General features: G+C 68.8%; 20 protein-coding genes and 1 tRNA gene. 14 read left to right on the top strand and 7 right to left on the bottom strand.

Annotated elements, in window-relative coordinates; translation table 11 throughout:
- Positions 1 to 37 precede the first annotated feature (37 nt).
- The gene (gene nudC, locus ABZU75_RS15965; protein ID WP_355554516.1) at positions 38 to 1,015 is read left to right on the top strand and encodes an NAD(+) diphosphatase; all 978 of its coding nucleotides are present in this window, start codon (positions 38 to 40) and stop codon (positions 1,013 to 1,015) included.
- 273 nt (positions 1,016 to 1,288) lie between these two features.
- On the opposite strand, the gene ABZU75_RS15960 is transcribed toward nudC, so the two are convergent.
- Both ABZU75_RS15960 and ABZU75_RS15955 read right to left on the bottom strand, forming a co-directional pair.
- Positions 1,289 to 1,543: a mycoredoxin gene (locus ABZU75_RS15960; RefSeq protein ID WP_350921976.1), complete on the bottom strand. Its 255-nt coding sequence runs from the start codon at positions 1,541 to 1,543 to the stop codon at positions 1,289 to 1,291.
- Between the two features lie 58 nt (positions 1,544 to 1,601).
- Positions 1,602 to 2,582, bottom strand: coding sequence for an alpha/beta hydrolase (locus ABZU75_RS15955; protein ID WP_355554514.1), 981 nt, complete (start codon positions 2,580 to 2,582; stop codon positions 1,602 to 1,604).
- Between the two features lie 176 nt (positions 2,583 to 2,758).
- Here ABZU75_RS15955 and ABZU75_RS15950 point away from each other — a divergent pair, with 176 nt between their 5' ends.
- From ABZU75_RS15950 to ABZU75_RS15930, 5 genes are all read left to right on the top strand, one after another.
- Positions 2,759 to 4,822, top strand: a complete 2,064-nt coding sequence (locus ABZU75_RS15950; RefSeq protein WP_355554512.1) for an ATP-dependent DNA helicase UvrD2 — start codon at positions 2,759 to 2,761, stop codon at positions 4,820 to 4,822.
- Positions 4,819 to 5,685 carry an acyl-CoA thioesterase II gene (gene tesB, locus ABZU75_RS15945; protein WP_350921983.1) on the top strand — a complete coding sequence of 289 codons (867 nt, stop codon included), beginning with the start codon at positions 4,819 to 4,821 and terminating at the stop codon, positions 5,683 to 5,685. The genes ABZU75_RS15950 and tesB overlap by 4 nt, the downstream gene beginning before the upstream one ends.
- 115 nt (positions 5,686 to 5,800) lie before the next feature.
- Positions 5,801 to 6,097, top strand: coding sequence for a hypothetical protein (locus ABZU75_RS15940; protein WP_355554509.1), 297 nt, complete (start codon positions 5,801 to 5,803; stop codon positions 6,095 to 6,097).
- A gap of 126 nt (positions 6,098 to 6,223) precedes the next feature.
- On the top strand, positions 6,224 to 6,493 hold the full coding sequence (locus ABZU75_RS15935) for a WhiB family transcriptional regulator (protein WP_030910441.1): 270 nt from the start codon (positions 6,224 to 6,226) through the stop codon (positions 6,491 to 6,493).
- Positions 6,494 to 6,567: 74 nt separating this feature from the next.
- Positions 6,568 to 6,762: a hypothetical protein gene (locus ABZU75_RS15930; protein WP_350964065.1), complete on the top strand. Its 195-nt coding sequence runs from the start codon at positions 6,568 to 6,570 to the stop codon at positions 6,760 to 6,762.
- A gap of 197 nt (positions 6,763 to 6,959) precedes the next feature.
- Here ABZU75_RS15930 and ABZU75_RS15925 read toward each other — a convergent pair whose 3' ends face one another.
- Both ABZU75_RS15925 and ABZU75_RS15920 read right to left on the bottom strand, forming a co-directional pair.
- On the bottom strand, positions 6,960 to 8,297 hold the full coding sequence (locus ABZU75_RS15925) for an AarF/UbiB family protein (RefSeq protein WP_355554506.1): 1,338 nt from the start codon (positions 8,295 to 8,297) through the stop codon (positions 6,960 to 6,962).
- Between the two features lie 65 nt (positions 8,298 to 8,362).
- Complete coding sequence (locus ABZU75_RS15920; RefSeq protein WP_355554504.1) at positions 8,363 to 9,463, bottom strand: ThiF family adenylyltransferase; 1,101 nt, start codon at positions 9,461 to 9,463, stop codon at positions 8,363 to 8,365.
- A gap of 212 nt (positions 9,464 to 9,675) precedes the next feature.
- Here ABZU75_RS15920 and ABZU75_RS15915 point away from each other — a divergent pair, with 212 nt between their 5' ends.
- The 3 genes from ABZU75_RS15915 to ABZU75_RS15905 all read left to right on the top strand — a co-directional run bounded on the left by ABZU75_RS15915 (position 9,676) and on the right by ABZU75_RS15905 (position 11,714).
- Complete coding sequence (locus tag ABZU75_RS15915) at positions 9,676 to 10,461, top strand: enoyl-CoA hydratase-related protein (protein WP_355554502.1); 786 nt, start codon at positions 9,676 to 9,678, stop codon at positions 10,459 to 10,461.
- Between the two features lie 141 nt (positions 10,462 to 10,602).
- The gene (locus ABZU75_RS15910; protein WP_350922000.1) at positions 10,603 to 11,118 is read left to right on the top strand and encodes a M48 family metallopeptidase; all 516 of its coding nucleotides are present in this window, start codon (positions 10,603 to 10,605) and stop codon (positions 11,116 to 11,118) included.
- A gap of 14 nt (positions 11,119 to 11,132) precedes the next feature.
- Positions 11,133 to 11,714 carry a hypothetical protein gene (locus ABZU75_RS15905; RefSeq protein ID WP_355554500.1) on the top strand — a complete coding sequence of 194 codons (582 nt, stop codon included), beginning with the start codon at positions 11,133 to 11,135 and terminating at the stop codon, positions 11,712 to 11,714.
- A gap of 21 nt (positions 11,715 to 11,735) precedes the next feature.
- Here the strand turns inward: ABZU75_RS15905 and ABZU75_RS15900 are convergent, their stop codons facing one another.
- The 3 genes from ABZU75_RS15900 to ABZU75_RS15890 all read right to left on the bottom strand — a co-directional run bounded on the left by ABZU75_RS15900 (position 11,736) and on the right by ABZU75_RS15890 (position 14,872).
- Complete coding sequence (locus tag ABZU75_RS15900; protein ID WP_355554498.1) at positions 11,736 to 12,722, bottom strand: endonuclease/exonuclease/phosphatase family protein; 987 nt, start codon at positions 12,720 to 12,722, stop codon at positions 11,736 to 11,738.
- 297 nt (positions 12,723 to 13,019) lie between these two features.
- On the bottom strand, positions 13,020 to 13,565 hold the full coding sequence (locus tag ABZU75_RS15895; RefSeq protein WP_355554496.1) for an NUDIX domain-containing protein: 546 nt from the start codon (positions 13,563 to 13,565) through the stop codon (positions 13,020 to 13,022).
- Positions 13,562 to 14,872, bottom strand: a complete 1,311-nt coding sequence (locus ABZU75_RS15890) for a zinc-dependent metalloprotease (RefSeq protein WP_350964069.1) — start codon at positions 14,870 to 14,872, stop codon at positions 13,562 to 13,564. The genes ABZU75_RS15895 and ABZU75_RS15890 overlap by 4 nt, the downstream gene beginning before the upstream one ends.
- A gap of 79 nt (positions 14,873 to 14,951) precedes the next feature.
- On the opposite strand from ABZU75_RS15890, the gene ABZU75_RS15885 reads away from it, so the two are divergent.
- The 5 genes from ABZU75_RS15885 to ABZU75_RS15865 all read left to right on the top strand — a co-directional run bounded on the left by ABZU75_RS15885 (position 14,952) and on the right by ABZU75_RS15865 (position 21,298).
- Positions 14,952 to 16,025 carry an NAD-dependent epimerase/dehydratase family protein gene (locus tag ABZU75_RS15885; protein WP_355554596.1) on the top strand — a complete coding sequence of 358 codons (1,074 nt, stop codon included), beginning with the start codon at positions 14,952 to 14,954 and terminating at the stop codon, positions 16,023 to 16,025.
- Positions 16,026 to 16,327: 302 nt separating this feature from the next.
- Positions 16,328 to 16,753: a molybdenum cofactor biosynthesis protein MoaE gene (locus ABZU75_RS15880; RefSeq protein WP_355554493.1), complete on the top strand. Its 426-nt coding sequence runs from the start codon at positions 16,328 to 16,330 to the stop codon at positions 16,751 to 16,753.
- 83 nt (positions 16,754 to 16,836) lie between these two features.
- Complete coding sequence (locus tag ABZU75_RS15875) at positions 16,837 to 17,883, top strand: PDZ domain-containing protein (protein ID WP_355554491.1); 1,047 nt, start codon at positions 16,837 to 16,839, stop codon at positions 17,881 to 17,883.
- A 339-nt stretch (positions 17,884 to 18,222) separates the two neighbouring features.
- Positions 18,223 to 21,144 (top strand): UPF0182 family protein, encoded by a 2,922-nt coding sequence (locus tag ABZU75_RS15870; RefSeq protein ID WP_355554489.1) that lies wholly within the window; start codon positions 18,223 to 18,225, stop codon positions 21,142 to 21,144.
- A gap of 77 nt (positions 21,145 to 21,221) precedes the next feature.
- Positions 21,222 to 21,298 (top strand) — tRNA-Met (locus ABZU75_RS15865).
- Positions 21,299 to 21,325 lie beyond the last annotated feature (27 nt).

The raw sequence follows: 21,325 nt of genomic DNA, 5'->3' as shown, positions 1-21,325 counted from the left end.
GCGTAATATGTGCACTCGTTTGGGGAGGCGGAACGGCGTGGAGATCACTGCACAAGAAGGACTTCTGGGGCCGCTGCTGCTCGCGCGCAGCGCCATCGACAGGTCGGCGGTGCTCCGCGGCGACACCGAGTGGCTGGAGCGGGCCTGGGCGGACGGCGCGACCAGGGTCGTGGTCGTCGACGACGGGCAGGCGCTGATCCGGCGCAGCGGCGGAGAGGCGGAGCTGGTCCTGCTGTCCACCGCCGACGCTCCCGAGGGAGAGCGTTACCTGCTCGGCGTCGACGCGGAGGGCATCGCCTACTTCGCCGTGACGGCGTCGCTGGCCACCGCCACCCATACCGGCTCCTTCAACCGGATCGTCTCCCCGCTCGACCCCTCGGAACTGGGTGAGGGGCAGACCGTCACCGCCGGGTTGCGCCAGGTGGGATCGTTGCTGGGCGATCTGGACGCCGGCCTGCTGGTGTACGCGGTCGCCCTGGAGGCATGGCACTCCACCCACGAGTACTGCCCCCGATGCGGGAGCCGCACCGAGGTGCGGGCCGGCGGGCATGTGCGTGTCTGCCCCAAGGACGACAGCCAGCACTTTCCCCGGGTCGACCCTGCGGTGATCATGCTGATCCACGATGACGACGACAGGTGTCTGCTGGCCAGAGGACCGCAGTGGCCCGAGGGGCGGCTGTCGGTGCTGGCCGGTTTCGTCGAGCCGGGCGAGTCACTGGAACAGGCCGTGGCGCGCGAGGTGTCCGAGGAGGTCGGCGTGCGGGTCGCCGATGCGCGCTACATGGGCAGCCAGCCCTGGCCGTTCCCACGCAGCCTGATGCTCGGCTTCTTCGCGCGGGCCACGTCGACGGAGTTCGTGCTGGACTCCGAGGAGATCGCCGAGGCCCACTGGTTCAGCCGCGCCGAGCTGCTGGCCGCGATGGAGAGCGGCGAGGTGCGCCTGCCGTCGGAGCTGTCGATCGCCCGCAGGCTCATCGAGACCTGGTACGGCGCACCGCTGACCGGCGACTGGTGAACGTGCCCGCCGCCGTGTCCGCCGCCGTGCCCGCCGCCGTGTCCGCCGCCGTGCCCGCCGCCGTGTCCGCCGTACGCCACGGGCGCTGACGGATCCGGCGGCCGAGACCGCGCGGGCTCGGCCGCCGGTGACGGGTGCCCTCTTCGGGGCTTTCGCGAGACGTTCTCCGGCCCGGACCCTCGTACCGGTACGTGGTGCACGGGTGTGCGGGGCCAGGCATGTGGGAGCCCCGGTTTTCGGTGGAACCGGGGCTCGGGTGGTGCGGGGGGACGGTTACACGCCCGCGCCCGCCAGGATGCGCTTGACCTCGATCACCGAGGGGTTGGTCCTGACGATCTGGCCGGTGGGGGAGTCGACCACGACGGTGGGCACGACCTGGTTGCCGTTGTTGACGCTCATGACGAAGGTGGCGGCGTCCGGATCGCTCTCGATGTCGACCTCGTTGTAGGAGATGCCCTCGCGGCTGAGCTGGCTCTTCAGCCGCTTGCAGGGGCCGCACCAGGTGGTGGTGTACACAGTCAGCGCCATGTCGTGAAAAATCCCCTCATGTGATGTCCGGCGCCATTGGCAACAAAGTGAGAGCCCTTCATCTTCCCAATGAGAAAAGCTTCTCCGCGACCCACTGCTGGACCTGCTCCGCCACGCCGGGCAGCCGGTAAAGAGGCGCACTGTGCTCGATGCCCTGCTCGGTCAGCACCGTCACCGGCACGCCGACCTGCTGCAGGTGCTCCTTGAGTTGCCTGCTGTGCTCCGCCGACACGAACTCGTCCGACGAGTGCACGATCAGCATGGGTGCGTCGCCGCGGCTCGCGTGCCACGGTACCTCCATGCTGGTCCACACCCTGGCGCACTTGCCGGTGGGCTCGCAGCCCCCGGCGAGCTTGATGGCTGAATCGCGCAATTTGCGCTTGTTCGGGTCGAGGGTGCCGATGCCTTCGGTGTACGCGGTGAGCGGGGAGATCACCGGAGAGATGCCGACCACGCCGCGCAGGCCGGGCAGGCCGTTCTTGTAGGTGCCGACGGCGGTGGCCAGATGGCCTCCGGCGGAGAAGCCGACGACCACGTAGTTGTTCGGGTCGAAGGACCAGCGCGCCGCGTGCCGCCGCGCGGTGGCGATGGCACCGAAGGTGTCGGTGCGCGGGGCCGGCCAGGAGGCGTCGCCCGAGAGACGGTAGTTGATGTTGAAGACCACGTAGCCCTGTTCGGCGTAGCTACGGCTCACCTCGGTCATGTACTTCTTGTCACCCGAGGACCACCAGCCGCCGTGGACCAGGAAGACGCCCGGCCGCTTCAGCTCGTCGGGCTGGTACCAGACGTCCATGCGCTGGCGCACGTGCCGGCCGTAGGCCACGGTTTCGACAAGGGTGCCCTGGACCAGCGGGGCGGCCCCTGTGCTCGAAGTCGGAGTCGGCGTCGGAGCCGGCGTCGGGGTGACCTTGCCCGCCTTTCCGCCACCGACCTGGGTCGGCGCTGAGATCGCGTGTGCGGACGCGGTCGTGTGCACCACCGCGGGTCCGACCACCGTCGCCGCCAGAGCGAGCGCACCCACGGTTACCCAACTTCGCACGGGCCTCTTCCTTCCCCGGAACCAGTCGCACCTCATTGTGGGGCAAAAGGCCCACTTTATGCATCTCGATGATCGATACAGGGTGAAGGCGGCATGTTGCCAGAATGAGCGAGGTTTGGCCAGAGCCTGGGAGGATGTTGCGGCCCGGTCCGTTCGACTGCTTGTAAGGAGGCTCTGTGAGGCCCGACGACATTCTGGCGGCACTGGATCCGGAGCAGCGTGAGGTGGCCGAAGCCGTCCGGGGACCGGTCTGCGTCCTTGCCGGCGCGGGGACGGGCAAGACCCGTGCCATCACCCATCGCATCGCGCACGCCGTCCACAACGGGGTGGTCGACGCCCAGGGTGTGCTGGCGGTGACGTTCACCACACGCGCGGCCGGTGAGCTCAGGCAGCGGCTGCGCCAGCTCGGCGCGCCGGGCGTGCAGGCGCGCACCTTCCACGCCGCCGCACTACGTCAGCTCACCTACTTCTGGCCGCGGGTCATCGGCGGCGACCCGCCCAGGGTGATCGAGTCGAAGCTGCCGCTGCTGATCGACGCCTGCCGCTCCCTGCGCAAGAACCAGGACCGTTCGGAGTTGCGCGACATCGCCTCCGAGATCGAGTGGGCCAAGGTCACCCAGATCGGCCCCGAGGACTACGCGGAGGCCGCGAAGAAGGCCGGCCGGACCTCGCCCGTACCGGCCGAGGAGGTCTCCCGGCTCTACGAGATGTACGAGACCCTCCGCCGCGACCGGCACCTGGTCGACTTCGAGACCATCCTGGAGCTCACCGCGGCCGTGATGACCGAGCACCGCGAGGTGGCCAATGAGATCCGCAGGCAGTACCGCTACTTCGTGGTCGACGAGTACCAGGACGTCAACCCGCTGCAGAAGCTGCTGTTGGACACCTGGCTCGGCGGGCGCGACGACCTGTGCGTGGTCGGCGACCCCAACCAGACGATCTACTCCTTCACCGGAGCCACGCCTCGCTACCTGACGGGTTTCTCGGTCGAGTACCCCAACGCCACCGTGATCAAGCTGGTCCGTGACTACCGCTCCACCCCCCAGGTCGTCTCCCTGGCCAACCGGGTGCTCGACCGGGCGAGGACCCCGCACAAGCTCGCCCTGATCGCCCAGCGTCCGGACGGTCCCGAACCGGTTTTCGCCGAATACGACGACGAGACCGCCGAGGCGGAGGGGGTGGCGCGGGCAGTGCGGAAACTCGTCACCGGCGGCGTGCCGACCCGTGAGATCGCCGTGCTGTTCCGGGTCAACGCCCAGTCCGAGGCGTACGAGCAGGCATTCAGCAAGGCCGGCCTGCCGTACGTGCTGCGCGGCGCCGACCGGTTCTTCGAGCGTCCCGAGGTCCGCCAGGCGGTCGTGCTGCTGCGCGGCGCCGCACGCTCCGCCGAACCCGGCGACACGCTCGCCTCGACTGTGCACCACATCCTGTCCGGCATCGGGCTCACCCCCGAGCCACCCGGCGGAGGCAAGGCCCGCGAGAAGTGGGAGTCGCTGAAAGCCCTGGCCGACCTCGCCGAGGACCTCGCCGCCGCGGGCGCGGACCTGCCCGCCTTCGTCGCGGAGCTGGAGCGCCGGGCCAGCGAGCAGCACGCGCCGCCGGTCGAGGGGGTCACCCTCGCCTCGCTGCACGCGGCCAAGGGCCTGGAGTGGGACGCGGTCTTCCTCGTCGGCGTCACCGAGGGCATGCTGCCGATCATCTACGCGGAGACACCTGAGCAGATCGAGGAGGAACGTCGCCTCCTGTACGTCGGTGTCACCCGTGCCCGCGCCCACCTGGGACTGTCGTGGGCGCTGGCACGCTCGCCGGGAGGCAGGCGCTCCCGCAAACCCTCCCGATTCCTGGACGGGCTGACCGGTCGTGCCACGCAGCGGAGCCGCACACCCGCGGCGGCTGATCGCCGCGCGGTCGCCGCGCCGATCAGTTGCCGGATCTGCGGGAAGACCCTGATGGCCGCCGCCGAGCAGAAGCTCGGCAGGTGCGCCGCCTGTCCCGCGGACTACGACGAGGCACTGCTCGAAGCGCTGAAGGCATGGCGTACGGGAGTCGCGAAGAAGGAGAAGCTCCCGCAGTGGGCGGTCTTCACCGACGTCACCCTCCAGGCCATCGCCGAGCGGGCACCGGTCTCCGAACAGGACCTGTTGACGATCACGGGAATCGGACGCGTCAAACTGGAGCGTTACGGTGAAGCGGTGCTCGAACTGTGCCGTGTCGCCGCAAACCATACGGAGGGCGCGTGAACGAGGCGTTAAAGGAGCTCCTGGACCTGCTTGACCTGGAGCAGATCGAGCTCGACATCTTCAGGGGACGCAGTCCCGAGGAGCGTATCCAGCGTGTCTTCGGTGGTCAGGTGGCCGCGCAGGCCTTGGTCGCCGCGGGGCGGACGGTGCCCGACGGCCGCGACGTCCACTCGTTGCACGCCTATTTCATCCGCCCGGGGGATCCGGCCATCCCGATCGTCTACAACGTGGAGCGGGTCCGTGACGGCCGCTCCTTCACCACCCGGCGGGTGGTGGCCATCCAGCACGGCAAGGCGATATTCACCATGTCGGCCTCCTTCCACGTGCAGGAGACCGGCGTCGAGCACCAGGCGGCCACGATGCCCCAGGTGATCGATCCTGAGGAACTGCCGTCCTACCGGGACCGGATGCTCCAGATCGTGGGGACGAACTCACTGATACGCGAGTGGGCGTCCAGGCCCAGGCCGGTGGACGCCCGCTATGTGACCCCTCTCACCTGGGAGGCCCATCGCGACCCGGAGCTTCGAGGTTCAAACACCAACGTGTGGTTCCGTTATGAGGCGGAGCTGCCCGACGACCCGCTGCTGCACGTGGTGCTCGCCGCCTACGCCTCCGACTTCACCCTGGTCGACACCGTGCTGCTGGCCCACGGCCTGGCCTGGGGCGCCTCCAATGTCTCCGGCGCCTCGCTGGACCACGCGATGTGGTTCCACCGCCCCATCCGGGTGGACGAGTGGGTGCTCTACGCTCAGGAGTCGCCGTGGTCGGGGGCGGCTCGCGGGCTCGCCAAGGGCGAGATGTTCACCCGGTCCGGGGAACTGGCCGTGTCGGTAGTGCAGGAGGCGATGATCCGCGTGAGATAGTCGCAAAGTCGCAGGTAGAAAATATGTTGCCCGCTCTGGTGGCCCGGGTTTAGGGTCATGGTCAAGCAAGTCGGACGTTCCTGTCCGACGATCCACGAATGGAGGTGAGCCCGCTGTGAAGAACATCCTGATGCCGTCCCAGATGGGGCTCGCTTCCGTGCGCCGTAACACCGCTCTGCCCTGCGGCAGCCAGGTCTCCCTCGCCCGTGGCGCGGCAGCTCCGGTTCTGCAGGACAACCCTGCCCGCTTCTGGGTCGAGGCCGACCGCCGGTCCGCCCTGATCGCCTTCGCGACAGAGGCCCCGGCCGTCCCGACCCTTGTGGGCGCCAGCTACGCAGCAACGACCAAGCACATCGGAAACGGTGGACTGCGCGGTCCGCAACCCTGGAGGCATCCTCCGGTCATAATCTGACCGAGGAAAGAGCCTTCAGGCCGCGGATCCGCACCAGGATCCGCGGCCTTCTTGTTTGTCCGCGTCATTCCTGACCCCCACCCAAGAGGTAGCCGAAGATCAACACCTAGCTGAGAGGTGAAACAGATGGGGGCCCAGACGGTCATGGACCTGATCGACGAAGCCACAATCCCCTGTCGTACCGACCCCGACCTGTGGTTCGCCGAGTCTCCGGAGGACGTGGAGTTCGCCAAGGCGCTCTGCGGAGGCTGCCCGATCCGCCAGGCCTGCCTGGCCCGCGCGCTGGAGCGCGAGGAGCCATGGGGAGTCTGGGGCGGCGAGCTCGTCCTGCGGGGGGCGATCGTCCCCCGGAAGCGTCCGCGCGGACGTCCGCGTAAGAACCCGGTCGCCGCCTGAACAATCCGGTCATCGCCCAGACCACCGAGAAATCGATCAACCAGGAATCACACGTTCCCGAAAGGACCACTCCGATGAGCTACTTCAACACCACCGGACTCGACCTGCCGTCTATGCAAGAAGAATTGGTACGTGACCGAATACGGACCCTCCACCGCGAGGCGGAGGAGCATCGCAGGGCCGCCGGACTTCAACGTCTCCAACGCGCCCAGCGTGGTGCGGAACGCGCCTCGGCGCGCCTGCGCACCGCGCTCCTGCGCCTCGTCTGATCCATGAGGATCGGCGGCGACGCATAGCGGACGCACAGCGGAACACGGCAGATGAATGAGGGGTGACCCGCTCCGGCGGGCCACCCCTCACGCGTCTCGACGGTGCACCCTGCACGGGTCTCGCCGGGCCGCCACTTATGCCGTTCTACCGGGGTCCGCCGGGTCGCCGCTCATGGGTCTCGCCGGGTCGTCTCCGGTCAGGCGCTGGCGAGGGTGGGCTCTCCCGTATCCTCGTCGGCGAATCCGGGGACCCAGCGGATGACCTCCTGGCGGAAACGGGCGGTGGCGCCGAGCTGGCAGAGCACGCCGATCCCCGCCGTGTGCACCCGATGGATGAGGACGTACGACACGGGCAGGTTGAGCTGGCGCACCACGTTGCCCGGACGCAGGTCGGTGGCCATGGCGGCCTGCTGCTGGAGCCACTCCCTGCTGAAGGAGAACTCCTCCACGGAGGTCGGCTCGACGTAGGGGGCGAGGAACGCCCGCAGGGCTTCGGTGTCGATCTCGATGTGCGGGCGGATGAACCCCTCGTCACGTAGCCCCCGGACCACGGTCTCCATGTCGCCGTTGTTGAAGATGCGGGTCAGCTTCCCGAAGAGCGGCGGGTATCCGTCGGGCAGCCGGTTGACCGCGCCGAAGTCGAGCACGCACATCCTGCCGTCGTCGAGGATCCGGAAGTTGCCCGGGTGGGGGTCGGCGTGGAGCATGCCCAGCCGGGCCGGTGAGGAGAACAGGAACCGGACGAGCTGGAGCCCGGCCCGATCGCGCTCCTCCTGGGTGCCGCCGGTGATGATCCGTGACAGCGGGGTGCCGTCGACCCATTCGGAGACGAGCACCTGCTCGTTGGCGGCGATGACATCCGGGATCAGAAAGTCGGGGTCGTCCTTGAACTCCTGGGCGAAGGCGTGCTGCGCCTCGGCCTCGCGCAGGTAGTCGAGCTCCTCGATCACCCGCTCGCGCAGCTCGTTCAGGACCGCCTTGATGTCGAGACCGGGCAGTATCACCCCAAAGAGCTTGCCGAGCCTGGCCAGCTGGGTGAAGTCGGAGAGCAGGGCCTTTCCCGCTCCCGGATACTGGATCTTGACCGCGACCGTCCGGCCGTCGTGCCAGACCGCCTTGTGCACCTGCCCGATCGAAGCGGCCGCGGTGGGCTTGTCGTCGAATGACTGGAAGTTCTCCCGCCAGTCGTCCCCCAACTGCTCGACGAGAACCTTGTGCACGGTCGCGGTGGGAAGCGGCGGAGCCGCGTCCTGGAGCTTGGTCAGGGTCGCGCGGTAGGGACCGGCGATCTCGGTGGGCAGTGCCGCCTCGAAGATGGACAGCGCCTGGCCGAGCTTCATCGCCCCGCCCTTGAGCTCTCCGAGAACCTTGAAGATCTGCTCGGCGGTGCGTTCCTGGATTTCCTGGGCGACGATCTCGGCCGACTTGCCGCCGATCCGTTTCCCGAGGCCGAGAGCGGTACGGCCGGCGAACCCGATGGGAAGGGCCGCCAGCTTTGCAGAGCGCGCAACGGCGCGACGCGGAAGGTCACTCACCTCGGTTAGCGGCGTGTCCCCCGTTACAGCGAGACGCCGCTCCCTCCCTTCGCTGTGCTTGTCCGTCAGCGGCAGGTAGCCGACGCGACCATTGTTAGCGAACCCAACTCGTTTCGGAAGCAACGACATTGAGGATGAACACTCCAGGATCGCCTTTTCCACGTCCAATCTGGCAATACTTCCATTGTGCTGTTTGTCACAACGGGTTCACGGCCATCTATCCAAGCAAGCGCATGACCGGCGGCCGATGCCGCCACCAGCGCGGACAGCGTCGTCCCGCACGCGATCTCCCCTGCGGGGAAGCCGCCCAGGCACGCACTGACAATGGGCCAGCCGGGGTCGCGATCGCGTCGCGTCAAATCTAGGCAGTGCAGGCACGTGCTCCGTCCAGGTAGTACCAGCGGACCGACCGAACCGAAGGCCTCGAAGGCGGTTGCCAGCAAATGTGGGATCCCCCACTCGACGAGTTCCCTGACCAGGAGGCCGTCCAGGGGCACCACCGGAGCGAGCACCGCCAGGTCGGGTGGCCTGGCTCCGTCGGCCAGCTGGGCGGCGCCGTCGCCGGTCGACGCCGTGAGGCCGGGCGCCAGCCTCCTGGCCACCGCGACCGCACCGTCCTGCCTGCTCATCCCCACCTCCGTCCAGCCGAGCCCGCCGGGGACGACATCCCGTCGCCGGGTCGTACCGGGATCGACGACGCAGATGTGGCCGACCCCTGAGGCGGCGAGCAGGGCGACGACCTGCGCGCCCACCCGGCCCGCGCCGTAGACCCGCACCCGGGCCTGCTGCCTGCGTTCCAGCACGGCAAGCCCTCCGTCGACCGTGCCGGGGGAGAGGGAGAGCGCGTCCAGATCGGGCTGGAGCCGGTCGCGCTCGGCCATCACGAGCGCGCGCAGCGGGCCGGGACCCGCCGCCGCGTCGTCCACCACCCCCCGGCTGACCAGCAGATCGAGCAGGGTCCGGCCGCGCTCCTCGCCGAGACCCGCGTCGGTGGCGCCGGCCAGCACGCCCGCGAGATCCCTTACGCCGTCGAGACTCTCCACCCAGCGGCGGACCTCCGGCTCCAGATCGCTCAGCACCACCGCGTGCCGGGGATGCAGGCCGAACTGCAGGGTGCGTCGGTCACGGGCGACGCGGCGCAGCGCGGGCTTCAGGCGTGGTCGCATCAGGGGGCCTTTCCTCGAAGGGGGCAGCCTGCGGGAGAGCCGGTGAGCAGGCTGGCCGGGCGTGCCAGCGTGCCATGCCTCCGCGGGCTCCCGGACGTCTTTCCCGCCGCCTGTGGATAACTCCTGCCCTGTGGACAACTTCCACCGGGCAGGGTTTCCCGGCAGGCCCCTCGGCGGTCGGGCGGAGAACGCCGTGGGCTACGCTCCCCGGCATGAACGAGATCTTGATTGATCGGCGGGAGAACGGTGTCGCGGTGCTCACCCTGAACCTCCCTGACCTGCGCAATGCGATGACCGACGCGATGACCGCCCGGTGGCGGCAGGCCGTCGCCGGCCTCGCGGCGGATCGCGACCTGCGGTGCGTGGTCGTCACCGGAGAGGGGAAGGCGTTCTGCGCCGGGGGAGACCTGTCCTGGCTCGCGGAGCGGAGGACCGAGGACATCCCCGCCCTACGCGACCGGATGCTCGGCTTCTACCGGACCTGGCTGACGATCGCCGATCTGGAGGTGCCGACCATCGCCGCGGTCAACGGCGCCGCCGTCGGGGCGGGGTTGTGCCTCGCCCTCGCCTGTGACCTGGTCTACGCCGCCGAGGAGGCCAAGCTGCTCGCTCCCTTCACCTCGCTCGGCCTGCACCCCGGCATGGCGGCCACCTATCTGCTGCCCAGGGTCGCCGGGGTGGGTGTGGCCAGGGAGATGTTGCTCACAGGGCGGACGATGACAGGGCTGGAGGCGGCCTCCGCGGGGCTGGTGAACAGGGCGTTTCCCCGTGAGTCGCTGATGGCGGAGGTACTGGGCATCGCGTCGCGGATCGCCGCCAACGCGCCGATCGCCACCCGGCTCACCAAAGTCGCTCTCGCGGGCGGCGGGCACGCCGACCTCGACGCCGCGCTGCGTTGGGAGTCCCTTGCCCAGCCGGTCACCATGGCCTCCGACGACATGCTCGAAGGGCTGGCGGCTCAGCGAGAACAGCGGGTCCCGCGATTCGGCAACGCGTGAGACGGCTGATATCCAGGTTAATTAGATAAGTTGTGATCACACTTGATCGCTCCCGCCGAACAATCGGTGAACGGGGATTGACCAGCGGGAACGTGTTCTACCCCCTGGTGTGAATTCGCCATTCTCGGCTACCGTTCATATGTGCCCCCCGAGACAGTCGAGGTCCGCCGAAGTTCTCGCCGCCGGCGGACGGTTTCTGCGTACCGCGACGGTGAGAAAACGATCGTGCTCCTCCCCGCCGGTCTGAGTAGCACCGACGAGGAACAGTGGGTGCGCCGTATGCTCGATCGACTCGCGGCCAAGGAGCAGCGCAGACGTCCCTCGGACGACGACCTCCTCGATCGAGCCGTCGAGCTGTCGGCCCGCTATCTGGGCGGGGAGGCGAAACCGTCGAGCGTGCGCTGGGTGGAGAACCAGAAGCACCGTTGGGGCTCGTGCACTCCGGATCACGGAACCATCAGGATCTCCACGCGCCTGAGGGGCATGCCCTCGTGGGTGGTGGACTATGTGATCATGCACGAGCTCGTCCACCTGCTGGTGCCGAGTCACGGTTCGCGCTTCTGGGCGCTCGTGGAACGATATCCCAAGGCCGAGCGGGCGCGGGGCTTCCTGGAGGGATTCTCCACGGCGGCCCACGGCTCCGCGGAGGAATGGTGACAGAGGATCGAGTGGTGGCCGTTCTCGTCACGCCCTCCATGGCGGACGCGGCCCCGCCGGGAATCGACGCCGCCGACTTCCTGACCGCCGTCGCCGAGGACACCTACGAACTCGTCGCCGGGCTCGACTTCGTCTCACCGATCGTGGTGACGAGCGTACCGGGCATGGAGGAGATCGTCTGGCCGGGCACCCCTGTCGTTGAGATCCCCGACCTCTCGGGGAGCGCCCTGGTCGAGGCGGCCTTCGCCGCCCTGCCCCACGGCGAGCAGGCGGTCCTGCTGAGCGCCGACGCGCCCGACCTGCCTCCGCTGCTCATCGGCAAGCTCTTCCGCGAACTCGGCCGGGCACGGATCGCCGTCTGCCCTGCCGCGGGCGGTGGCACGGTGGCGCTGGCCGCCCACCTGCCCTACCCGGGCTGGGCCTCGGTGGGCTTCGACGACCTCGACCCGGTCAAGGCGCTCCGTGCCTCGGCGCCCGGCAGCCGTATGGTCGCCAGGGGGCCCGGCTGGCATCGCCTGCGCGCTCCCGGAGACCTCCACCTCCTCGACCCGGGCCTCGAAGGCTGGGACAACACCCGGGCGCTGCTCTCGGCCTGAGCGGCCCGGGTGCCCGAGCCGTCAGAGCGAGGGCAGGCGTAGGTCGGCGAAGACGGCTCGGTGATCGGTGCCGGGAACGCTGTGCACGCTGACCGCGTTCACACCCACCCGCCGGTCCACCACGACATGGTCGATCGTGATCAGCGGCGGGACGCGCCTGTTGACCGGCCAGGTGGGAGTCAGCCCCTCTCCGGCGCTGTCGGCCGCGTCCTGATAGCCGCGGCCAAGAAAACGGCGCATGGCCGCGTGGTCGAGGCTGGCGTTGAAATCGCCCGCGAGGATGCGGATCGTGTCGGGCGCGGCGGAGGGCAGGGCGTCCAGCGCCGCCGTCCAGTCGTACACCTGCCTGCCCAGCGGCGGGAAGGGGTGCACGTCGATGATCTCGACGGGCTTGGCGCCGGGGACGGTCATCAGCGCGGCAGGCATGTTGTGCCCGATCGCCTCGAACAGGTTCTCCCTGGGGGTCAGCGGATACCGGGAGTACAGGCCGCTGCCGCCGGCGCTCCACTCCGGCTCCAGCACCTGGTACGGCATGATGCCGCCAAGACCGGCCGCCTCCAGCTTCTCGACCATTCCCGGGGTCAGCTCCTGGGTGCTCAGCACGTCCGGGTCCAGCCGCCGGACCAGATCCATCACGGCGTCGGGCTCGGCATGCCCGAACAGCGTGTTGAGCGTCAGCACCCGCAGGGGCGTTCCCGTCACCACATCCCCGGAGCGAAAGGCCCTGGGGAGCACACTGAGGCCGAGCGCCGCGGTGGTGACCAGCGCGACGGCCGTCGCGGCCCGGTTGCGGGTCAGCACGGACAGCAGCACCGGTACGAGCGAGGCGGCCGCCACGTACGGGGTACCGGTCATGAGCTGGGTGGTCAGCGAGTCGCGTTCGAGTCCGGCCACCCGGGCCACCGCCCAGGCGGCGAACGGCGTCACCGCGGCCCAGGCGAGGGATTTGGGGATCCTCCAGCGCCGTGGCGGCGTCACGACCGCGCCTCTGGCGCTCCTGTCAGCCACGATGTCTACGCTCACAGTGCCCCGATCCGCTCTGTACAGCCTGATTGGGAACGAAGATATCCAGGCAGAGGTGAGACAAGCATAAAACGGTCCAACGCCCGCGGAAGACGGCCGGAAATCGACTGATTCATCGGAACCTATGCGTTCCGGGAAGCCGCCGAGACCGGGAACCCCCGGTGGCCACCGCGCCGCCCGGTGCGGTCGTCGCCGAGCCGCACAGGGCGAGCGTCCAGCCATCCGGAGCCGCGGTGGCACCGAGCCGCAAGAGCCCGAGCCGGTACCGGGCCGGGCTCCCGGTCAACCGGAGCGCAGGGCCTCGCGGGCGCGGCGGGCCAGGCGGCGGGTCGCCTCGTCGGAGAGTTCGGGGATCTCGTCCACGGGGAACCAGCGCAGGTCGAGCGACTCGGCGCTGATCACGGCCTCGACGTCCGCGGGGGCGACCGCGCCGTACTCCACGTCCAGATGGCTGCTGTGCGGCGGATGGCACCAGACCCGATGCCGGTCGAGTGCCAGCGGGCCGGGCAGCAGCCGCAGGCCCGGAATACCGGACTCCTCGGTGGCCTCACGCATCGCCACCGCCTCAAGGGAGACATCGCCGCGCTCGCAGTGGCCGCCCATGGGCAGCCACATCCCGGCCTTGGGGTGCAGCGTCAGCAGAACCCGCTCGCCGTCGTGGGAGAGCACCGCGGTCGTGGCCGTCAGGTGACCGGTGACGCACTCGCGCCACATCGCGTCATCATGGGCGTGTACGTGATCCAGGAACTCCTTGCGGAGGATCTCCTCCTCCGCCGTGGGCGCGGTCCACCCCGTGAGCACGTCCCGCGCGTCGGCGCGCAGGCTCACGCGCCGCCCCCACCTGCGTCGCCCTTGTCATCGCCCTTGTCATCGTCCTCGCCGGGAGTGGCGGGAGGCTCGCGCAGAGATCCCTCCAGGGACGACAGGTCGAGCTCGGGCTCGCCCCGTACGAACCCCTCGGGGTTGTCGAGGTCGTCGGCGGTGGGCATGAGGTCGGGGTGGCTCCAGACCGCGTCGCGGCCGTCGATGCCCCGGTCGGATTCCAGCGCCTGCCACAGGGTGGCGGCCTCGCGCAGGCGGCGGGGCCGGAGTTCGAGGCCGACGAGCGTGGCGAAGGTCTGCTCCGCGGGGCCGCCGGTCGCCCTGCGGCGCCGTACGGTCTCCGCCAGCGCCGTCGCCGAGGGGAGCTTGCCGTCCGCGGCGCCGTCCACGACGGTGCCGACCCAGCCCTCGACGAGAGCGAGCATGGTCTCCAGCCGGGACAGGGCGGCCTTCTGCCGCTCGGTCTCCTCGGGCTTGAGCAGGTTGCCGCCGCTCAGCGCCTGCTGGAGCTGCTCGGGATTGTTGAGATCGAGCCCGCGGAGCTGCTCCTCCAGGGCGGAGGCGTCCACCGTGATGCCCCTGGCGTATTCCTCCACGGCTCCGAGCAGGTGCGCGCGCAGCCACGGCACGTGCTGGAACAGCCGGTGGTGGGCCGCCTCGCGCAGGGCGAGATAGAGGCGGATCTCCTCGGCGGGGGTCTCCAGACCCTGGCTGAACGCCGAGATGCCGCCGGGCAGCAGGGCTGCGTTGTCCGACAGCGGCAGGCCGATGTCGGTGGCGCCGATCACCTCCAGGGCGAGCGAGCCGATGGCCTGGCCGATCTGCTGGCCGACCATCATGCCGCCCATCTGCTTCATCATCCCCATCAGCGGCCCGGCCATGGCCTGAGCCTCCGGGGGCAGACCGGAGGCGCCGAGCGTGCCGCTCATGGTCTCGACCATGCGGGCGGCGATCGGGTCACAGAGCTTCTGCCAGACGGGGACGGTCTTTTCGATCCATTCCGAACGGCTCCACGCCTGAGGGTTGCTCACCCCGCTCGGTAGGGAGGTGGCCTCATTGAGCCAAAGGTCGGCCAGGTTCAGGGCGTCGACGACCTGGCGTCGCTCGCCCTCCATGACACTGGGGTCGCCCTCGGCGACCACAACGTGCCGTGCGATGTTCTTCGCCATGTCCCAGTTGACGGGACCTGAGGTCGGCGGAGCGGAGAGCATGTCGGCGAACTGGCGCATTGCCGCTGCGATCTGCTCCGGGTCGCCGAACATGGCGAACGGATTGTCGTTGGGGTCGTTTTCCCGACCTGGCAAGTCAGTCACCGCTCTACCTCGTGCAGGATGGAGGAGTCCACATCCGCCACGTTATCCGTCGCATGGCGGGTCAGTGCAAAGTGAGGACCTGGTGCCTACCTCGAAACGCTCCCGGCCCCCTGTCGTCGCCGTCACCGGCGCCGCCTCGGGCCTAGGCCGTGCTTTCCTCGCGAAAGTCGCCTCGTCTGCGGATTTCCGCAGGGTTGTGGCCATCGACGAGCAGCGCGGCGATGTGCCCGATGTCACATGGCGGGTGCTCGATGTTCGAGATCCGCTCTTGGCGAACCGCATATCCGATATTGACGTGCTCGTGCATCTGGCCGGTGACTACGCGCTCGATGCCGACCCCGCGGAGCGGCGCGCCTACAACCTGCGCGCGGCCCAGACGGTGCTCACCGCCAGTGCCGCGGCGAGGGTGCGGCGGGTCGTGCTGGTCACCAGCGCCATGGTGTACGGAGCCGTACCCGACAATCCCGTCCCGCTGCCTGAGGATTCCGAGGTCGCCGCCGAGCCGGATACGGGCATGGTCGGCGACCATCTGGAGATCGAGGCACTGGCCCGGCGCTCCCTGCGCAGCCACCCCGGTCTCGACGTGACCGTGGTCAGACCCGCGGCCGTGGTCGGCCCCGGTGTCGACAGCGTGGTGACCCGGCATTTCGAGGCGCCCCGGCTGCTGACCGTCAAGGGATGCAACCCTCGCTGGCAGTTCTGCCACGTGGACGACCTGGTCTCGGTCCTGGAGATGGCGGCGCTCGGCACGGTCTCCGGGGTGGTGGCCGTCGGCGGCGAGGGCTGGCTGGAGCAGGAGCAGGTGGAGGAGATCTCCGGGCTGCGCCGGCTGGAACTGCCCGCAGGGCTGACCTTCGGAACCGCCCAGCGCCTGCACCGCCTCGGCATCACCCCGGCTCCGGCCACCGACCTGCACTACGTCGTCTACCCCTGGGTGGTCGACTGCGCGACGCTGCGCGAGGTCGGCTGGAAGCCGATGTGGACCAACGAGGCCGCGTTCGAGCAGCTCCTGGAGCTGCGTGGTGGCAGGCACGCCGTCGTGGGCCGCCGCCTGTCCGGCAAGGAGGCCACGCTCACCGCGGCCGGCGCCACCGTCGCCGTCCTCGGCACCGCGGCGATCGTCCGCGCCGCCCGCAAGAAGCGCCGCCCCTGACGGCCCGCCCAGGGAGCCCGAGCGAGCTCCCGCAGGGCCGTGCCGGCGACCGGACCAAGGACTCCCATGGGGACGTGCCTACGCCCATGCCCTGAGGGACTACCCGTGAGGCCGCGCCGGCGACTGGACCTCCGCGAGGACGTGCCCCATGCCTCCCCTTGGGGGACTTCCCGTGAGGCCGCGCCGGCGACTGGACTGAGGAGAGCGGGGTCGTGAGGGACGAACGGCCCCGGTCGACGAGGGAAGGAGCCGGATCCCAGCGGCCGAGCCGCGACGCGTTAGCGTCGCCATAGACTCTGTGCGTGGATGTCATCCGGTTGCTCGATATTCGCGACAGCGCGCTCTCCGTCGACGAGGTGCTCGCCGCCGTCGGCAATCACGCCGCGGGCGGTACGACGGTCTTCGTCGGCACGGTACGAGAAGAAGATCACGGCAGGCCGGTCACGAGCCTGTCCTACTCGGCACATCCGAGTGCCACGGGCGAGCTGCGCCGGGTGGCCGAGAAGGTCGCCGTGGACTTCCCGGTGACCGCCCTGGCGGCCGTCCACCGGGTCGGCGACCTGAGGCTCGGCGACGTCGCGGTCGTCGTGGCGGTCGCCGCGCCGCACCGCGGTGAGGCGTTCGAGGCATCCAGAAGGTTGATCGACGATCTCAAGAGCCAGGTCCCCATCTGGAAGAACCAGTTTTTCACCGACGGTTCCTCCGAGTGGGTGGGAGCCTGCGATTGATCTCGGCTGAGGGGTATGCGCCTGTCGGCGCGGCGGCGTCCGGGTGCGGTTTCATGACCTGTCGTACGGCATAGGCTTTGTCCATGTCCCGACGAGCCCTGACTTTGATGGTGGCGGGCTTCCTCACGCTCATGCTCGCGCTGGTCGGCGCCGTGCTGCCGGTGCCGTACGTCGTGCTGAGCCCTGGGCCGACCGAGAACACCATCGGCGACGTCGACGGCAAACCGGTGATCAGCATCGAGGGACACCAGACGTATCCGACCGACGGCAAGCTCAGCCTCGTCACCGTCGCCTACCAGGGCGGCCCCGGGACCAGAATCGATCTGTTCAGCGCGCTCAGGGGATGGATCGATCCCACCATCGCGGTCGTGCCCGAGGAGACGATCTTCCCTCCGGCGACCACCGCCAAGGAGGTCGAGGAGCAGAACACCCAGGAGATGACGAACTCCCAGGACGATGCGACCGCGGCGGCGCTGACCGAGCTGAGGATTCCCTACAACTCGATCGTGACCGTGGGCTCCACGGAGAAGGGCATGCCGGCCGACGGGAAGTTCAAGGCCGGTGACGAGATCGTCTCGGTGGACGGCACGCCCGTGGCCGATCGGGAGACCGTCTCCTCCTCCGTTCGCAAGCACAAGCCGGGCGAAGAGGTCAGTTTCGTCGTCAACCGTGGCGCCCAGAGCCTGACCATCGCCGTCCCTACCGTCGCCGGTAAGGACGGAGCACCCATCGTGGGCATCACCATGCGGGTCGGCTACAAGTTCCCCTTCGAGGTCAAGATCAATGTCGGCGACGTCGGCGGGCCGAGCGCGGGGATGATGTTCTCCCTGGGCATCGTCGACAAGCTCACCCCGGGGTCGTTGACCGGCGGCAAGTCCATCGCGGGGACCGGAACGATCACCGCGGAGGGCGACGTGGGCCCGATCGGCGGCATCCAGCAGAAGATGGTCGGTGCCAGGAGGGCCGGTGCGACGGTCTTCCTGACCCCGGCCGACAACTGCGCCGAGGCGGTCAGAGCGATCCCGGACGGGCTCAGGCTGGTCAAGGTCGAGACGCTGCGCCAGGCCGTTCAGGCGATCGACTCGATCCGCACCGGCTCGGGTTCCGTGCAGAGCTGCCCGACCGGCTGACGCCGGAACCGGGCCGGATGCCGACCGTGCGCCAGGACGTCACGGTGCACGCGATCCGCGCTGGAGGAGCGGCTCCGCGGGCTCGACGGCGAGGTGAGCGTGATGGCCGATTTGCAAAGAAAGTTGAATTTTCGGGCCTGGAGTTCGTCATGGGGCACTCATCAGGACCCTTGCGCGTTGCTACCGATGGACCCGATACCAGTGGACTGTTGTGGCCGGACCGTGCCCGAAAGGCTAAGCGCGCCCCAACTCTCGCCGGTGTAGGTTTCCAGACACGGACCGTGCTCTTACGACAAGGGGTTGGCCTTGAGCTTCCGGACCCCCGGAGCCGGTAGGGCAATGCGCTTGCCCCGCCGGCCACGACTGCTACTTCCCGTCGCGATCACTCTGGTCGTGATAGTCGCGTTATTCTTCCTCTTTGCCGGCATTTTTACCGACTACCTCTGGTACGAATCGGTCGACTACACGGCCGTCTTCTCCGGCGTGATCGTTACGCAGATCCTCCTGTTCGTCGTCGGTGCGCTGCTGATGGTCGGCATCGTCGGCGGCAACATGCTGATGGCGTACCGCATGCGGCCGATGTTCGGCCCCGGGATGTTCGGCGGCGCCAGCGGTGCCGACCGGTATCGGATGGCCCTCGACCCGCACCGCAAGCTGATCTTCCTGATCGGTGTGGCGGTGCTCGGCCTGTTCGCGGGATCATCCTTCTCCGGTCAGTGGAAGACCTGGCTGGAGTTCATCAACGCGACGCCGTTCGGTGAGACCGACCCGCAGTTCGGCTACGACATCTCCTTCTTCATGTTCACCTATCCCTTCATCCGGATGGTGCTGAACTTCCTGTTCGTCGCGGTGGTGTTGTCCGCCCTGCTGTCGGCGATCGTGCACTACCTGTACGGCGGGTTCCGGCTCCAGTCACCCGGCGTGCACGCCTCGCGCGGCGCCCGGGCGCACCTGTCGGTGCTGCTCGGCATCTTCGTGCTGCTGAAGGCGGTCGCCTACTGGTACGACCGGTACGGGCTGGTCTTCTCCGACCGGGGCTTCAGACACGGTGCCTCGTACACCGACGTCAACGCGGTGCTTCCCGCCAAGAACATCCTGGCGATCATCGCGCTGATCTGCGCCGTCCTGTTCTTCGCCGGGGTCGTGCGATCCGGCGGCATGCTGCCCGGCGTCGGCTTCGGCCTCCTGGTGCTCTCGGCCATCCTGATCGGCGGGGTCTACCCGGCCCTGGTCGAGCAGTTCCAGGTCAAGCCGAACCAGCAGGGCAAGGAGCAGGAGTACATCAAGCGCAACATCGACGCGACACGAAAAGCCTACGACGTGGACGACGCCGAGGTGATCGACTACACGGCTCAGGGTGACCCGAGCAAGGTCAGCGTCACCGCCGACAGCTCCATCTCCGGCGTGCGCCTGCTCGACCCGAGCCTGGTCGCCAAGACCTACCAGCAGAAGCAGCGGATCCGCGGTTACTACGACTTCCACGAGCCGCTCGACGTCGACCGCTACCCCGACGCGGACGGCACGATCCGTGACACCGTCGTCGCCGTGCGAGAGCTCACCGGACCGCCGGCGGAGCAGAACAACTGGATCAACCGGCACCTCGTCTACACCCACGGCAACGGCTTCGTGGCCGCGCCCGGCAACGAGGTCGACTCCGAGGGCCTGCCCAACTTCGACGCCAAGGACATGCCGGTCACCGGCTCCCTGGCGGAGCGGACGAAGCTCAAGGAATCGCGGATCTACTTCGGCGAGGCGCCCGCTTCGACCCAGTACGTCGTCGTCGGCGGCGGCGGGGAGAAGCAGCAGGAGCTCGACTACCCCGAGAGCGGCGGCACCGGCCAGAAGAACACCACCTACGACGGCAAGGGCGGGGTCCCTGTCGGTTCGTTCATCAACAGGATGCTCTACGCCGCCAAGTACGGCGAGATCAACCTGCTGCTCTCCGGGGACATCAACGCGAACTCCAAGATCCTTTACGAGCGCAATCCGCAGGAGCGCATCGCCAAGGCGGCGCCGTTCCTGAGCCTGGACGACAACCCCTATCCCGCCATCGTCGACGGCAGGGTGGTCTGGATCTCCGACGCCTACACCACTTCCAACGCCTACCCGTACTCCCAGAGCAAGAGCCTGGAGGCGATGACGCGGGACACCATCACCGACCCGCGCCTGGTGGTGCCGCAGCCGCGTGACCAGATCAACTACATGCGCAACTCGGTGAAGGCCGTGGTCGACGCCTACGACGGCACCGTCAGCCTGTACGCGTGGGACGAGAAGGACCCCATCCTGCAGACCTGGCGCAAGGCCTTCCCCGGCATCATCAAGCCGCAGACGGAGATGTCGCCCGAGCTCAGGCAGCACCTGCGCTACCCGGAGGCGCTGTTCAAGGTCCAGCGCGACGTGCTCTCCCAGTACCACATCTCCGACCCGAACGCCTTCTACAGCGGCCAGGACTTCTGGAACGTCCCGAACGACCCGTCCGGCGACCGCGACACCAAGCAGCCGCCGTACTACCTGTCGGTCAAGATGCCGAAGACCTCGGCGCCCTCGTTCTCGCTGACGACCACGTTCGTGCCGCGCCAGGGGCCCAACCTGGCGGCGTTCATGGCCGTGGACGCCAACCCCGGACCGGATTACGGGAAGCTGCGCATCCTGCGCATGCCGTCCAACACCACGATTCCCGGACCCGGCCAGGTGCAGAACAACTTCCAGAACAAGTTCTCCGGCGAGCTCAACCTGCTCGGACTCGGCCAGGCGAAGGTCCGCTACGGCAACCTGCTGACCCTGCCGTTCGCCGACGGCCTGGTCTACGTCGAGCCGGTCTACGTGGAGATCGCGGCCGCCTCCGGCCAGGAGCCGTACCCGATCCTCCGCCGGGTCCTGGTGGCCTACGGCAACAAGGTCGGTTCGGCAGACACGCTCAAGGGCGCGTTGGAGCAGGTCTTCGGCGACGGCACCCAGAGCACGCCGCAGGGCGAGAACACGTCCGGTGAGGCGAAGCCGGAGGAGGCCAAGCCCACCACCGAGCTGGCCAAGTCGATCGACGAGGTGCAGAAGGCGTACGACAAGGCGCAGAAGGCGCTCCAGGCGAACCCGCCGGACTGGACCGAGTACGGCACCGCCCAGCAGGAGCTTGAGAAGGCGCTGGGCAAGCTGAAGGACACCGCCGAGACAACGGGGGTCACCCCCAGCCCGTCACCCTCGGCGACACCGTCCGGCACACCGGCTCCGTCGGCGACGCCATCGCCCCCGCCAAGTTCCTAGGGGGGCCGATACAGGGGCCCAGCGCTATTCGATTCGCGTCCACCTCCAAATCCGGGTATGGTTCATACATACACCGACGCGGGGTGGAGCAGCTCGGTAGCTCGCTGGGCTCATAACCCAGAGGTCGCAGGTTCAAATCCTGTCCCCGCTACCAACGAAGATCCCGGTCGCCGGAAACGGC

Origin of the sequence: Streptosporangium sp. NPDC005286 (assembly GCF_040607515.1) — a bacterium.
Taxonomy (GTDB): Bacteria; Actinomycetota; Actinomycetes; order Streptosporangiales; family Streptosporangiaceae; genus Streptosporangium.
This window is presented reverse-complemented; position numbering and strand designations above follow the sequence as displayed.